General features: G+C 41.4%; 14 protein-coding genes. 1 reads left to right on the forward strand and 13 read right to left on the reverse strand.

What is annotated here, in order from left to right:
- Window positions 1–118 precede the first annotated feature (118 nt).
- The 10 genes from OQ279_RS14475 to OQ279_RS14520 form a co-directional block, all read right to left on the reverse strand.
- Window positions 119–2,428, reverse strand: coding sequence for a M1 family metallopeptidase (locus tag OQ279_RS14475; protein ID WP_266070717.1), 2,310 nt, complete (start codon window positions 2,426–2,428; stop codon window positions 119–121).
- A gap of 56 nt (window positions 2,429–2,484) precedes the next feature.
- The gene (locus OQ279_RS14480; RefSeq protein ID WP_266070718.1) at window positions 2,485–2,988 is read right to left on the reverse strand and encodes a DUF6702 family protein; all 504 of its coding nucleotides are present in this window, start codon (window positions 2,986–2,988) and stop codon (window positions 2,485–2,487) included.
- 394 nt (window positions 2,989–3,382) lie between these two features.
- On the reverse strand, window positions 3,383–3,685 hold the full coding sequence (locus OQ279_RS14485; protein WP_266070719.1) for a type II toxin-antitoxin system RelE/ParE family toxin: 303 nt from the start codon (window positions 3,683–3,685) through the stop codon (window positions 3,383–3,385).
- Window positions 3,685–3,906 carry a hypothetical protein gene (locus OQ279_RS14490; RefSeq protein ID WP_266070721.1) on the reverse strand — a complete coding sequence of 74 codons (222 nt, stop codon included), beginning with the start codon at window positions 3,904–3,906 and terminating at the stop codon, window positions 3,685–3,687. The genes OQ279_RS14485 and OQ279_RS14490 overlap by 1 nt, the downstream gene beginning before the upstream one ends.
- Window positions 3,907–4,010: 104 nt before the next feature.
- Window positions 4,011–5,174, reverse strand: a complete 1,164-nt coding sequence (locus tag OQ279_RS14495) for a sigma-54-dependent transcriptional regulator (RefSeq protein ID WP_266070722.1) — start codon at window positions 5,172–5,174, stop codon at window positions 4,011–4,013.
- A 4-nt stretch (window positions 5,175–5,178) separates the two neighbouring features.
- Window positions 5,179–6,072, reverse strand: a complete 894-nt coding sequence (locus tag OQ279_RS14500; protein WP_266070723.1) for a DUF6268 family outer membrane beta-barrel protein — start codon at window positions 6,070–6,072, stop codon at window positions 5,179–5,181.
- Window positions 6,073–6,135: 63 nt separating this feature from the next.
- Complete coding sequence (locus tag OQ279_RS14505) at window positions 6,136–7,428, reverse strand: ABC transporter permease (RefSeq protein WP_266070724.1); 1,293 nt, start codon at window positions 7,426–7,428, stop codon at window positions 6,136–6,138.
- The gene (locus OQ279_RS14510; RefSeq protein WP_266070726.1) at window positions 7,421–8,350 is read right to left on the reverse strand and encodes an ABC transporter ATP-binding protein; all 930 of its coding nucleotides are present in this window, start codon (window positions 8,348–8,350) and stop codon (window positions 7,421–7,423) included. The genes OQ279_RS14505 and OQ279_RS14510 overlap by 8 nt, the downstream gene beginning before the upstream one ends.
- A gap of 220 nt (window positions 8,351–8,570) precedes the next feature.
- Window positions 8,571–9,695 carry a molecular chaperone DnaJ gene (dnaJ, locus tag OQ279_RS14515; RefSeq protein ID WP_266070727.1) on the reverse strand — a complete coding sequence of 375 codons (1,125 nt, stop codon included), beginning with the start codon at window positions 9,693–9,695 and terminating at the stop codon, window positions 8,571–8,573.
- A 28-nt stretch (window positions 9,696–9,723) separates the two neighbouring features.
- Window positions 9,724–10,302 (reverse strand): nucleotide exchange factor GrpE, encoded by a 579-nt coding sequence (locus OQ279_RS14520; RefSeq protein WP_266070728.1) that lies wholly within the window; start codon window positions 10,300–10,302, stop codon window positions 9,724–9,726.
- A 150-nt stretch (window positions 10,303–10,452) separates the two neighbouring features.
- Between OQ279_RS14520 and OQ279_RS14525 the strand changes: the two genes are divergently transcribed.
- Window positions 10,453–11,133: a YceI family protein gene (locus tag OQ279_RS14525; RefSeq protein WP_266070729.1), complete on the forward strand. Its 681-nt coding sequence runs from the start codon at window positions 10,453–10,455 to the stop codon at window positions 11,131–11,133.
- Between the two features lie 39 nt (window positions 11,134–11,172).
- On the opposite strand, the gene OQ279_RS14530 is transcribed toward OQ279_RS14525, so the two are convergent.
- The 3 genes from OQ279_RS14530 to OQ279_RS14540 all read right to left on the reverse strand — a co-directional run bounded on the left by OQ279_RS14530 (window position 11,173) and on the right by OQ279_RS14540 (window position 13,324).
- Window positions 11,173–12,090 carry a TIGR01777 family oxidoreductase gene (locus OQ279_RS14530; protein WP_266070730.1) on the reverse strand — a complete coding sequence of 306 codons (918 nt, stop codon included), beginning with the start codon at window positions 12,088–12,090 and terminating at the stop codon, window positions 11,173–11,175.
- A 64-nt stretch (window positions 12,091–12,154) separates the two neighbouring features.
- Window positions 12,155–12,829, reverse strand: a complete 675-nt coding sequence (gene mnmC2 / locus OQ279_RS14535; protein ID WP_266070731.1) for a tRNA (5-methylaminomethyl-2-thiouridine)(34)-methyltransferase MnmC2 — start codon at window positions 12,827–12,829, stop codon at window positions 12,155–12,157.
- Between the two features lie 3 nt (window positions 12,830–12,832).
- Window positions 12,833–13,324, reverse strand: a complete 492-nt coding sequence (locus OQ279_RS14540; protein WP_266070732.1) for a DUF4920 domain-containing protein — start codon at window positions 13,322–13,324, stop codon at window positions 12,833–12,835.

Genomic DNA, 13,324 nt, shown 5'->3' on the forward strand with positions numbered 1-13,324 from the left:
TTTCTGCTCATAGCCTAAAAATAAGCAGCTATAACTTTTTATACAAAAAAGAGGCTGCCTTTTCAGACAGCCTCTTTCGCAATTGATTTTGGAACAGGATTTCTTCGGAAAGACCAGGTTAACCTTGTGTTCTCTCCTTAAATTCCTGAAATTTATCTACCTCTGCCTCCTGTGGCCATGAATTGTTATTCACATTTACATCGGCAGTTTCAAGATCGGGGTCAACTACAATTTTAGTAATCTCTTTATCGGTAGCCAGCGCCCTGCTGACTTCCTGATCGTTCTTTCTCCAGATTTGTGCCGGATAAGTCACTTTTTCGGAAGTACCATCAGCATAAGTATACTCAACTATAATAGGCATTACCAATCCGCCCGGTTTATTGAAAGTCACCTGATAAAAATATTTCGGCATTTTCATCTCTGCTCTTTGCTGCGGCGTAAAGTTGTCCATTAAATACTCATTCAAAGTTGTTGAATTTTCCGCAGGTGATTTTCCTTTTAAAGACGCCTCAAATTCTTCACTGTCTTCTTCAACCACATAAAGAATATCCATACTAGAAGGGTCTTCTACCCCATAACGTTGTAGCAAAGCTGTTCCCTCTTTGGTAGGTTGATCTGTAACATAATATTTCTTTACTTCTGAAACCCCTATGTCCACATTATCTGTAGTATAGAACCAGCCTCTCCAAAACCAGTCAAGATCTACAGCCGATGCATCTTCCATTGTTCTGAAAAAATCTTCGGGGGTTGGGTGCTTAAACATCCATCTTTGGGCATAGGTTTTAAAAGCATAATCAAAAAGCTCTTTCCCCATTACAGTCTCCCGCAGAATATTTAGTGCAGTTGCCGGTTTCCCATAGGCATTATTTCCTAACTGATAAACATTTTCGGGGTTCGACATAATAGGAGAGATGTATTTCTGATCTCCCTTCATATAATCTACAATCTTTGAAGGCTCTCCCCTTCTTGAAGGATATTTGGTATGCGGTTCAATATCACTCGGAAATTTTTCACCGTATTCCTGTTCGGCCACATACTGCATAAAGGTGTCAAGCCCTTCATCCATCCAGCCCCACTGGCGCTCATCAGAATTTACTATCATAGGGAAGAAGTTGTGACCTACTTCGTGGATAATCACACTCATCATTCCATATTTCACACGGTCACTGTACGTACCATCTTCGTTAGGCCTCCCATAGTTCCAGCAAATCATGGGATATTCCATTCCCTGGTTTTTGGCATGTACCGAGATAGCCTTTGGGTAAGGATAAGCAAAAGTGTGATCTGAATATGATTTTAAGGTATGTGCAACAACTTTGGTAGAATAATCTTCCCAAAGCGGGTTTCCTTCTTTTGGGTACAGAGATACGGCCATCACATCTTTCTCTCCAAGATCTACAGCCATCATGTCCCATATAAATTTTCGGGAGGTAGCAAAAGCAAAATCCCTTACCATCTCCGCTTTAAGCTTCCAGGTTTTCTTTTTGTCAGAAAAACCTTTTTCGGCTGCTTCAGCTTCTTCCTGAGTCACGATCATCACAGGCTTATCATAAGACTTCTTAGCCTGCTCATAGCGACGCATCATTTCTTTTGAAAAAACCTCTTTTCGGTTTACCAGCTCTCCGGTCCCGTCAAGAATATGATCTGCAGGTACAGTAATATTTACCTCGTAGTCTCCAAAAGGAAGCGCGAACTCACCATTTCCCCAAAACTGGTAATTCTGCCATCCTTCTACATCATTATAAACTGCCATACGGGGAAAAAACTGTGCTATCACATAACTGTTGTTCCCATCTTCCGGAAAATGTTCAAATCCAGAACGGCCCCTGTCTTCAAGATGATTGTTAATATTGTACCACCAGGCAATGTCAAAAGTGAATTTTTCTCCTGCCTTTAATGGCTGCGGAAGATCTACCCGCATCATAGTATTGTTGATAACTGTTTTTAAAGGCTTGCCATCTGCACTTACTTCAGTGATATTAAAACCTCCATCAAAAGGTTCCTGCATATATTCTGAAACAAAATTCCCCGGCTGCGCCACCGGTGCTATGCCATTCCCATCTTTTAATTTGGCTACAGATTCTTTAGATCGAATATTTTGATCAAGTTGTACCCAAAGGTATTCAAGTACATCGGGAGAATTATTGTGGTAAGTGATGGTCTCGTGCCCCGTTAACTTTTGATTTTTATCATCGAGCTCAATGTCCATTTTATAATCGGCTTCATTCTGATAATAAGCAGGACCGGGTGCACCACTACCGGTGCGATATTGGTTTGGCGTTGAAAATTCCTGGTACAACTGCCGGAATTTATTCTCATTGAGGTGGCCTCCCTCCTTTTGCTCTGCTTGTTGCTCTGCCTCCTGCGCATAAAGGCCGGCCGACATTAAAATAAAAAAAGCCACAAAGGCAGTTTTAATAGATTTCATATGTAGTTTCTGAGTTTAGATTGCTAAAAATAACTGAATTTATAAGTTTCACAATTTTAATTGCTGAATTTTAACGTGCCACCCGGCGAATCACGCATGAGTAAGAGACTTTTTATCTTCCCACCGTACTCTACTTTTATTACATTTTTTTGCTCCGGAAAAAGATCTGTCAAAATGCTATTTTCGACACCTATGCTTTTTATAGGTTCCACGTCTTCCACTTCCAGGTACACCAGTAGCTGGTCTTTATCATATTCTTTACCTATGTAGTTCACAGCACGTTGCCCGCCATTTACAGTGATACGGAATTTATCCCCAAAATATTTCTGAATAAATTCATCGGCCGCAGGGTGTTCATTTCCTTTGATAAGCGTTAAACTCTCGCTGTAACGGGTTTGCAGAAGATCTTCTAAATCATCAGCAAAAATGTGGGAGATAATCTGGAGGGAACGCTGTTTTTCGTTGTATTCTATGTTTGTCGCACTAACATAGAATTTATGCACAGTAGTAAAAGCCAGTAAAGGCAGGGCAACTAAAAAAAGTAAAATTGTTCTTTTCATGGATTCTTCTATACCTGAAGTTGTCTTCTGTGTAACAAAGACCATTCCACAGCAGGTGTGGTAAATGAGACTGAAGCAAACCGAAAAGGTTTAAAGCCAGTAAGAAATTGTGGTTTGGATATGGGAGATTTCTTAAAAATGCCTGGTCATTTGGCTAGAACGCAGCAGAACTCAGTATCTTTTCTGAAAAGAAAATCTTCTAAAGATGCTCTTTCCTTAGGAGAGGAGGAAAAAAAGGAAGAAAAAAATGACATTTTTGACACCCACTCCAGGTTGTAAGCCTCAAATCATTCAGCTCAAATTTATCCGTTAATAAGCTGATTTTAAAAGTAGTTCAAAATGCCATTTTTGAGAGGAATTCTGTAAATTGTGTTAGCTTGTTATGCTGAGTCTTTTAAAAATCTTTCTTTAGCTTTTCAGGATCCTGTCGCGTATCAAAAAAAGTCAACAGGTGAACTTCAATATCATTAAATTGATAATATAAAGTAGTTTGTTTAGTAATTACACACTTTCTCAAACCACTTTCCTCATCTGATTCCGGAAAAACATCTGGCTGATCTTTAATGATTTGAATGTTCTTATCCAGCTCTTTTATAAAGTCCGATTTTACTTTAAAAGACCATTCTTCCATTAAATATTCAAAAAGAGATTCTAATCTTTTTTCCGCTATTTCTGAAATTATAATCTTTCTACTCATTATCTATGTTTGCTCATAAATGACTCATAGTCTGACGATTTTTCTTCCTTTATCTGTTTTTTTGCAGCTTTAATTTCTTTCTTTTGATCAGAAGTGAGTTCTTCCCAAAAATCAGCAGTTTTTTCTTTTTTGAAGATCTGTTTGATAGATTGAATAATCTTTGGATTGTTAGTGTTTAATAACAATTTTGCCAATTCTATCTTCTCAGCTTGAATATCCATCTTTACGTCCTTTATTACAAATAATAATATTTTTTGTTTCAAATTAAATTCTTCTTCGGTTGGTCTTCAATGCAGCATAACTCCTCAATACTCACTACTAATTACTATTTGCTCGCAAACAACCTGACATCTTCTTCGCTGACTTCCTGCCCCCCTAGAATAATGAGCCGTTCTACCACATTTCGCAGTTCCCGGATGTTCCCTGTCCAATTATATTCTTTTAACAAATTAAGTGCGTCTTCAGTAAAGGTCTTTTTATTCACTCCCTGTTCTTCAGAAATTTTTTCTGAGAAAAAATTCACGAGTAACGGGATGTCATCCCTCCTTTCGTTGAGCCCGGGAACTTTGATGAGGATTACCGCCAACCTGTGATAAAGGTCTTCCCGAAAGTTGTTCTCTTCAATCTCTTTTTTGAGGTCTTTATTGGTAGCTGCAATTACGCGAACGTTTACCTTGATGTCTTTGTCGCTCCCTACTCTTGAAATCTTGCTCTCCTGCAGTGCACGTAAGACCTTAGCCTGCGCTGAGAGGCTCATATCCCCTACCTCATCAAGAAAAATAGTACCACCATTAGCGGCTTCAAATTTCCCGGCCCGGTCTTTATTTGCCGAAGTAAATGCCCCTTTCACGTGCCCAAAAAGTTCACTTTCAATCAATTCGGAAGGAATAGCAGCGCAATTCACTTCAATCATAGGTCCGGCTGAACGATCACTTTTTTGATGCAGCCAGTGGGCCACCAGTTCTTTACCCGTCCCGTTGGGACCGGTAACAAGCACTCTTGCATCTGTAGGAGCTACCTTCTCAATAATATCCTTGATCCTGGTAATGGCTTCAGATTCACCAATCATCTCGTAATTTTTCCCAACTTTTTTCTTAAGACGGGTATTTTCAACCATCAGCTCTTTCCTGTCGAGGGCGTTGCGTACCGTGTTGAGTAACCTGTTAAGATCGGGCGGCTTAGAGATATAATCAAAGGCCCCGAGCCGCATGGTGTTCACTGCAGTGTCTAGATCGCCATGACCAGAGATCATGACTATAGGAATTTCAGGTTTTAGTTTTTTAGCTGCTTCCAGTACCTCTACCCCATCCATTTTTGGCATCTTGATATCGCACAGGACAAGATCGTAGTCCTGGTCTTTTATTTTTTCAACCCCCTCAAGGCCATCGGCAGCCTCGTCGACCTCATAAGTAGCATTTTCTTCAGTAAGTATTTTTATCAAAACCCTTCTAATAGCGGCTTCGTCTTCAATCAATAGTATTTTTGGCATGCTTCTAAATTTTAAATTTTATTCCGCTTCGGCCATAAAAAGTGTTGGTTTTGTTGATCTCATAAACATCATCCTTATCCCCATCTCTAAGCCTTATATCGTTCATAATAGTATGACCGGCGTAGAGGTAATATACTAAATGTTTGATAAAGTTATACTCATAACCAATCCCTCCCAGCACTATGGTCATCGAAATATTCTCTGCAACCTGCCCGGTGGTTGACATCACCCTGTTGTTCTGGATATTAGCAAAAAAGCCATCTAAGGTAGCAAAGAGTTGCAGGTGATGTTTTTCATTAAAAGAGTACTTAAGATTTGACTTTGGAACCCCTGCCGAGTAAGACCAGTTGGGTGAAATTTCCCGATAATAGTTCACCACCGGTAACGGGAAAGGCATTCCTGAAGTTGTGGAATAATGCAGCCCCAGTATCAACCTCCAGGGCTTAAGGGTTTCTTCGCCGTTCTCATCTTTAATAAAGAATACTGAACCTGTATAAAGGAGGTCGTCATTTAGCGCCTCTCCTAATTCAAAGTTAGAGGCCAGCATTACTCCTGCTGTGGCCGCAAATCTCCAGTTCTTCTGCATTTTAAAGGTATAGCCCAGGCTGGCAGTAAAGGACTGGTACCTGTCTAAGTCCTCTCTTCCGGTAACCGGAGCCTTATCTTCATATTTGAAGTTTATGTTCTCGTACTCTATTCCCGGAAACAGGTAACTGCCTTCTTTCTTCAGTTTTATGGGAAAGTTGGCAAAGGTCCTGAACCTCCTGAAAGAGTTGTCTGAATCTGACTGTGGAAAGTATGTATATTCAATTCTGGCAAGATCTGTATTTTGCCCCTGCATGTTGTAAATTCCAGAAACGAGCAGGGCAATAATGAGATAAAAGGTTAAATTTTTCATTTTTTGTTTGGGTTGCTAGTGTAAAGTAACACAAGCTTCATGGGGAACCCTCTCAAAAAAATCTTAATATTTCAGCCATTTATATAAATCCTTATATCCGGGTTTTTTACCGTACATCAAAATCCCGACTCTGTAGATCTTTGCAGCTACCCATACCACACCTGCTATAGTAAGGAAAAGAATAGCTATAGAAATAGCTATTTCCCACCATGCTACCCCAAATGGTATGCGCATAAGCATCACGATTGGCGAAGTAAGCGGGATCATTGAAAATACTGTGGAAACCACCCCATGCGGATTTTCAATTACAGCAAAGAAGCCTACGTAGATCCCCAGCATTAAAGGCAGTATTACCGGAAGCATGAACTGCTGCGTATCGGTTTCATTATCTACAGCGGCACCAATCGCCGCATATATGGCGCTGTATAAAAAGTAACCTCCAATAAAATAGACCAAAAAACTCACGAGTAGCAATAACATAGGTAAATTTGCAATGTCTATAACCAGTTGCTGAAGTTCATTATCGCTAATCTGTTCCATTGCCTGCTGCTGCGGGCCGTGGAGTTCGGCCATGCTCATCCCAGAAATTGCAGTAATTACAGTAAGCATTACTCCTCCCAGGATCACCCAGATAAGAAACTGAGTAATTCCGGCAAGAGAAGTGCCCAGTATTTTACCCAGCATAAGATGTATAGGTTTTACAGAAGAAATTATGATCTCAATAATGCGGTTGGTCTTTTCTTCAATCACACTGCGCATTACCATGTTTCCGTAGATAATAATGAACATCATCAACAGGTAACCGGCTGCCCCGCCAAAGAACATCTTTACGTAAGTTGACATTTTTGAAGTCTTTTCACCCGAAAAATTCTGGATACCAATATCCACCTTTGCCCTCGAAGACGCAATAACTTCCAGGTCAATTCCGCGGGCCAGCAGCTGCCTGTTGGTAAGTTTTTCGGCAATGGTCTTCTCTATCTCGCTCAAAAACCCAAAGGCCGGGGCTTCTTTGGCAAAGAACTCAATCTCGGGAACCTTGTTCTCCTGCAGTTGCGGGATATGCAGCAATCCGTAATATTCTTTTTCTTTTACAATGGTCTTAGCTGCTTCAAGTTCAATATTTGATAGGTCAATAAACTTAACATCTTTAGAACTGTCAAAATCCTCTACAAAGATCCCGCTTTCATCATTGACTCCAATTACGTGCTGCTCTTCGGAATTTAGGTTTACCAGGTAAGCAATAAGCACGATCATCCCCACGAGGATAAGAGGGCTCAAAAATGTCATTACGATGAAGGCTTTATTTTTGACCCTTGCCAGGTATTCCCTCCTGATAATTAGTTTTAGGTTACGCATTGGTGGTAACGGTTTTTATGAATATATCATTTACTGAAGGAATCACTTCCACAAAATGGTTTACCTCTGCCCGGGAGGTGAGAAAAGTAAGGAGTTCGTTTGGTGAAGCATCGCCTTCAATCTGAATCTGCAGCTTAAGATCGTCATTGATGCTTTTAAACTCGGTGTCAGAAATGCGGAATTTCTCCTCCAGTTCCTTCCTTAGATTTTCGGGCCGGGCAGCCATTAGCCCCACTTCATAGGTATTCGATTTGTACTGCCTTTTTATCTCGTTCACTTCGCCGTCAAGCAATTTGTTTCCCCGATGTATCAACGCCATATAGTCACACATCTCTTCCACGCTTTCCATTCTATGGGTAGAGAACAGGATCGTGGCACCATCGCGCCGCAACTGCAAAATTTCGTCTTTGATCAAATTTGCATTCACAGGGTCAAAACCACTAAAGGGTTCATCAAAGATCAGCAATTTTGGGCGATGCAAAACCGTGACCACAAACTGCACTTTTTGGGCCATCCCTTTTGAAAGCTCCTGAATCTTTTTACCCCACCAGTCTTCAATATTCAGTCTCTTAAACCAATACTGAAGCCGCTCTTTGGCTTCAGCTTTTGAAAGGCCTTTGAGCTGTGCAAGGTACAGGGCCTGCTCTCCCACTTTCATAGATTTATAAAGCCCCCGCTCTTCCGGAAGGTAACCTATATGCTGAATATCGTTTGGTTGTAGCGCCCGCCCGTCAAGTAACATCCTGCCACTGTCGGGCAGGGTTATTTGATTGATGATCCTTATAAAAGTAGTCTTCCCTGCTCCATTAGGCCCCAAAAGGCCAAAGATGCTTCCTCTTGGAATTTCCAGAGAAATATTGTTGAGTGCTGTGAAGTTACCAAACTGTTTTGAAACATTTTCGGCTACCAAAAGGTTATTCATATACGGGCTTTGTGTAAAGATAGAGTTTTGAAAAAAGCTTTATCGCCATTAGGAAGAATTTAAGATTCTCGAAAATGCGAAAAACGTTATCCCATTAAATGCAAAACCCACCCTTAATAGACTTAAGGATGGGAAAAAAATTGCTATGAAAAAGAAAAATTTACCACTAACCTGAATTAGTGATGCTCAAATATATGCAAAAATTTTTAACAAATGCAAATTATGTAAACATATCTTTAACTTTTTCAAAAAATGATTTATCAGATTTTTCGGGCTTCGGCTGGAAGTGTTCATCATTTGCCATACGCTCAAAAAAGTCTTTTTGTTCCTTGTTAAGCGTTTTTGGAGTCCACACATTTACGTGCACTAAAAGATCGCCTTTTCCGTAGCCATTTATGTTCGGGATACCTTTGCCCCTAAGGCGCAAAATCTTTCCAGATTGTACACCTTCATCTATTTTAATACGCACCTTTCCCGATACTGTATCAATTTCTCTTGAGGTTCCCAACACGGCTTCAGAAAGGCTGATGTAAAGGTCATAATGGAGATTATCTCCTTCCCGTTGCAATACAGGATGCTCTTTTTCTTCAATGGCTACCAGGAGGTCTCCGGGAACACCATTGCCGGGTGCTTCGTTACCTTTCCCTGAAACTTTGAGCTGCATCCCTTCTACTACCCCTGCAGGAATTTTAATAGCAACGGTCTCTTCGTTTACTACAAGCCCCTGAGCATCGGCATCGGCAGGACGATTATTGATCATTTGCCCGCTTCCTCCACAAGTAGTACAGGGGGTAGCGGTTTGCATACGCCCTAAAATAGTATTTGTCACACGGGTCACCTGGCCTGTACCGTTACATGTTGAACATGTTTTATAGGTAGTACCCGGAGCCTGGACTTTTCTTTTAACCTTTATCTTTTTCTCGGTACCATTGGCAATTTCTTCGAGGGTGAGGGCTACGCGAATTCGCAGGTTACTACCTTTAGCCCTTCGCTGGCCGCCAAAGCCGCCACCAAAGCCCGAGAAACCTCCGCCGCCGCCAAAAGCACCGCCAAAAATATCTCCAAACTGGCTAAAAATATCATCCATATTCATTCCGCCACCACCGCCACCAAAGCCGCCATTCTCGAATGCCTGGTGACCAAAGCGATCATATCGTGCCCGCTTATCTTCATTGCTTAGAACTTCATATGCCTCGGCAGCTTTTTTAAACATTTCCTCTGCCTTAGAGTCTCCCGGATTTTTGTCGGGATGAAATTCTATAGCTTTCTTGCGGTACGCCTTTTTGATTTCGGCTGTGGTCGCGTTCTTGCTTAATCCTAATATTTCGTAATAGTCCTCTTTCATGATATTTTTAAAGTTCTCAGATTAAAAGTTACTTACCGGTCACCACTTTTGGATAACGAATAATGCGGTCGCCCAGTTTGTATCCTTTTTCAACCACGTCAACAATCTTGCCTTTTAATTTATCTTTGGGGGCAGGAATTTGAGTGATAGCTTCATGGATCTCAGAGTCAAAAGTATCTCCCTCTTTTACCTCCATTTGCTCAAGGCCCTTAGCTCGTAAGGTCTCCCTGAATTTATTGCTAATAAGCTCTACGCCTTTCAATAATTCCTTGTCTTTTGCTTTGTTGATCTCATTAATGGCTCGATCAAAATCGTCAAGCACGGGCAACATTGCCACAATGACGTCCTGGCTGGCAGTCTTGAACAGTTCTACCCGCTCTTTACTGGTACGTCGCTTGTAATTTTCAAATTCGGCAAAGAGCCTCAGGAATTTATCTTTTTCTTTCTCAAGTTCGTTTTTGAGGGTTTCTTTTTCTGAAACCTCCTCATCCTTACTGTCTTCCTGAGTATCGGCTTTTTCTATGGCCTCGTCAAGTATGTCCTCTACCTGATCTTTTATAACTTCTTCTTCTGAAATATTTTCCTCTTTATGTTCTTTCTCGCTCATGTGATACGTATTTTATTCCGTGACACAATTGGCAAAAGTTCTGCCAAGAAATTTGAAATGCCAAAATGTCACAGGAAAGTTTTAATATACTTTTAGGATAAAGGCCCGGTGAAAAAACTAATTTTGCCGGTCAAACAATTAAATATCCAGATGAAAAAAAGATTTTTAAATTTCGTACTTGTTGCAGGAGTTGCCATGGGAACCGTGGCCTGTAAAAACAATAATGAAAATAAAGTTGAACCGGGCGAAGCCCAGGAAGCAGCTGTTGCGACAGAAGAAGCGATGACTTACGAGATAGATACTACTGCATCTACTATAGAGTGGAGAGGTACAAAACCTACCGGTGAGCACGTGGGAACCATCAACATTGAAGACGGAACCCTCATGGCTACGACTGAAGAAATTACCAGCGGACGTGTTGTTATCGACATGAATTCTATCACCGTGACCGATGAAGGTATGGAAGAGAAAGACAAAAGAAGTCTTGAAGACCACCTTAAAGGAACTGTTGAAGGCAAAGAAACTGACTTTTTTAATGTGAATAAATACCCAACAGCTACTTTTGAAATTACCGGAGTGACCGAGGAAAACGGACAAAAAGTACTTCAGGGAAATCTTACCCTTAAAGAGGAAACTAAAAACATCCAGTTCCCCGTAAATACTGAAATTAATGGTGAAACAATTACTCTTAAGAGTGAGACTTTCATTATTGACAGAACTAATTGGGGAGTGAACTACGGTTCAAAATCTGTTTTTGATAACCTTGGAGACAAGTTTATTAGTGACGAAATGGAGCTAACAGTTAATGTTACCGCTCGCAAAACAAACTAAGATCCTCTTCAAATAGGAACTAAGAAAAGCCGGCTTCATTTAGCCGGCTTTTTTATTGATCAAATCTTTAATGGTAGGCCTTAAATTTACAAAGGAAAACTCAAAGCCTTTTTCCTGGATTTTTGAGCTGCTCACCAGCTGGCTCCCCAACACCACGCCAGACATTTCTCCCATCACTGCTTTTAATGCCAGCCCCGGAACTTTGGGAAGCCACAATTTCTTATCGAGAGCATTTGCTATTTCTTTTGTGAGCTCTTCATTGGTAGCAGGATTTGGCGCTACCCCATTATACACACCCTGTAAACCATTAGTGATTATAAAGAGGAAGATACTGGCGAGATCCTTTATGTGAATCCACGATTGCCACTGCTTCCCTGAACCCAAAGGTGCTCCCAGGTTCAACTTCACTGGCTTCATAATTTGAGGTAGTGCGCCGCCCTCGGCCGAGAGCACAATACCTATCCTCACTTTGGCAACCCGCAGGCTAAGATCCTGGAATTTATCAGCGGCTGCTTCCCACTGCTGCGTCACCTCTCCTAAAAAGTCATTGGCCACCACAGTATCCTTTTCCTCGTACATCTTGCTTCTTGAGCTGGGGTAGATACCAATAGCACTCGCAGAAACCAGCTGCCCTACCTGGTGAGAATTCTGTTCAAGGGTTTTATTCAGTAGATTTAAAGAATCCAGCCTGCTGTTAAGAATTTTCTCCTTGTTAGATTTCGTCCAGGGTTGGAAGACACTTGCCCCGGCAAGATTGATAATTGCACCCACGCCATCCAGGCATTTGGCATCTATCTCTTCGGTTGAGGGGTTCCAGTAGTAGCCACGGTAGGCCTCACTCTTTTCAATTTTCCCCTTGCTCGTGGTTAGAAAATTGACATTGATGCCCTTTTCACGACACAATCGGGTAATTTCGGAACCTACCAGGCCGGTGGCTCCGGTAATAAGAATTCGCATTTTTATTTTGAATTTACGGCATTATCCTCAAACAGCCCCGCTGTTTATTAAAGGTTTAACAGCGCTATTTTTTGACAGCACGTAGCATCTCCCGCTTTCCCGGTGGCCCAGGTAAACGTGACACTTCAAAACCTGCCGCCTGCATAGCCCGCCGCACATCACCTTTGGCAGAGTAGGTTACCAAAACACCGTTGGTTTTTAAGGCCGCATACATGTTCCTGAATACCTCTTCACTCCATAGATCAGGCTGCACCCGCGGACCAAAGGCATCAAAATAAATTAGATCAAATTCCTGCACTGCAGATATTTCGCTGAAGAATTTCTTTTCCTTCTGAAGTCTGAAAAATGGCGAAATTTCAACAGACTTTTCCCAGGGAGTTTCATGTACCTTTTGAAAAACTTCTGAAGCCACTTCTTCCCCTACAACTTCCGAATAATCTAATACCTGAAGTTCTTCTGCCTCCACGGGATATGCTTCAACGCCTGTATAATTTACGTGTATCCTATCTTTTTCAGCTTCAATTAAAGTGAGGAGCGCGTTAAGGCCTGTTCCAAATCCTATTTCAAGAATTGAAAGTTGTGTGGGCTCATGGCTTGAAAGGTAGAATTGATAACCACTTTTGATAAAGACATGCAATGCCTCCTGCAAGGCACCGTGTTTGGAGTGGTAATGCTCGTTCCAGTCGGGCAGAAAAATGGTGGAAGAACCATCACCGGTTTTTATAATCTCACGTTTCAAGACCTAGTTTTTAATTTTAACTCCATCGGCAACAAATGAGAGTGTAAGCTCGGGAGTGGTTATAGCTTTGACTTCAGCAGGGGTTTTTCCTGCGTCTTCGGCATAATGCTGCCGGTCTTCAACAGATATTTCAGTCACAAAAGCCTTTCCTTGGACTATTACTTCCTTATCCTCAATATCTTTAGGAACAAAAAAGGCATAATCTTTAAATTTTACCATAACTTCACGATCATCCTCGAGAGCTACTTTCATCCAGCAACCCTTGCTTTTACAAACCGAAGCCACATTTCCCCTGAAAGCTACATTGACGGTATCGCCGGGTTTGAGGGTATTATAGTGCTCCTGCATACGCTGTGCAGAAAGTGCCGAAACCAGCTCAAACTCCTCTCCTACAGAAACATAACCTCCCGCTTCACCCAATTTCTTATCCTGTGCAAAACAGGATATTGTCATCATTAAAGAAGATAACAGCAGCAATAAATTAATTTTCTTCAT

It is taken from the genome of Salinimicrobium profundisediminis (assembly GCF_026241755.1).
Classification (GTDB): domain Bacteria; phylum Bacteroidota; class Bacteroidia; order Flavobacteriales; family Flavobacteriaceae; genus Salinimicrobium; species Salinimicrobium profundisediminis.

What these genes read in the sequence shown, in the direction of transcription:
- OQ279_RS14490 (WP_266070721.1), bottom strand. Translation starts at nt 3,906, where the DNA reads ATGGATATTCAAGCTGAGAAGATAGAATTGGCAAAATTGTTATTAAAC.
- OQ279_RS14500 (WP_266070723.1), bottom strand. Translation starts at nt 6,072, where the DNA reads ATGAAAAATTTAACCTTTTATCTCATTATTGCCCTGCTCGTTTCTGGA.
- OQ279_RS14525 (WP_266070729.1), top strand. Translation starts at nt 10,453, where the DNA reads ATGAAAAAAAGATTTTTAAATTTCGTACTTGTTGCAGGAGTTGCCATG.
- OQ279_RS14520 (WP_266070728.1), bottom strand. Translation starts at nt 10,302, where the DNA reads ATGAGCGAGAAAGAACATAAAGAGGAAAATATTTCAGAAGAAGAAGTT.
- OQ279_RS14485 (WP_266070719.1), bottom strand. Translation starts at nt 3,685, where the DNA reads ATGAGTAGAAAGATTATAATTTCAGAAATAGCGGAAAAAAGATTAGAA.
- OQ279_RS14510 (WP_266070726.1), bottom strand. Translation starts at nt 8,350, where the DNA reads ATGAATAACCTTTTGGTAGCCGAAAATGTTTCAAAACAGTTTGGTAAC.
- OQ279_RS14480 (WP_266070718.1), bottom strand. Translation starts at nt 2,988, where the DNA reads ATGAAAAGAACAATTTTACTTTTTTTAGTTGCCCTGCCTTTACTGGCT.
- OQ279_RS14540 (WP_266070732.1), bottom strand. Translation starts at nt 13,324, where the DNA reads ATGAAGAAAATTAATTTATTGCTGCTGTTATCTTCTTTAATGATGACA.
- dnaJ (WP_266070727.1), bottom strand. Translation starts at nt 9,695, where the DNA reads ATGAAAGAGGACTATTACGAAATATTAGGATTAAGCAAGAACGCGACC.
- OQ279_RS14530 (WP_266070730.1), bottom strand. Translation starts at nt 12,090, where the DNA reads ATGCGAATTCTTATTACCGGAGCCACCGGCCTGGTAGGTTCCGAAATT.
- OQ279_RS14475 (WP_266070717.1), bottom strand. Translation starts at nt 2,428, where the DNA reads ATGAAATCTATTAAAACTGCCTTTGTGGCTTTTTTTATTTTAATGTCG.
- OQ279_RS14495 (WP_266070722.1), bottom strand. Translation starts at nt 5,174, where the DNA reads ATGCCAAAAATACTATTGATTGAAGACGAAGCCGCTATTAGAAGGGTT.
- OQ279_RS14505 (WP_266070724.1), bottom strand. Translation starts at nt 7,428, where the DNA reads ATGCGTAACCTAAAACTAATTATCAGGAGGGAATACCTGGCAAGGGTC.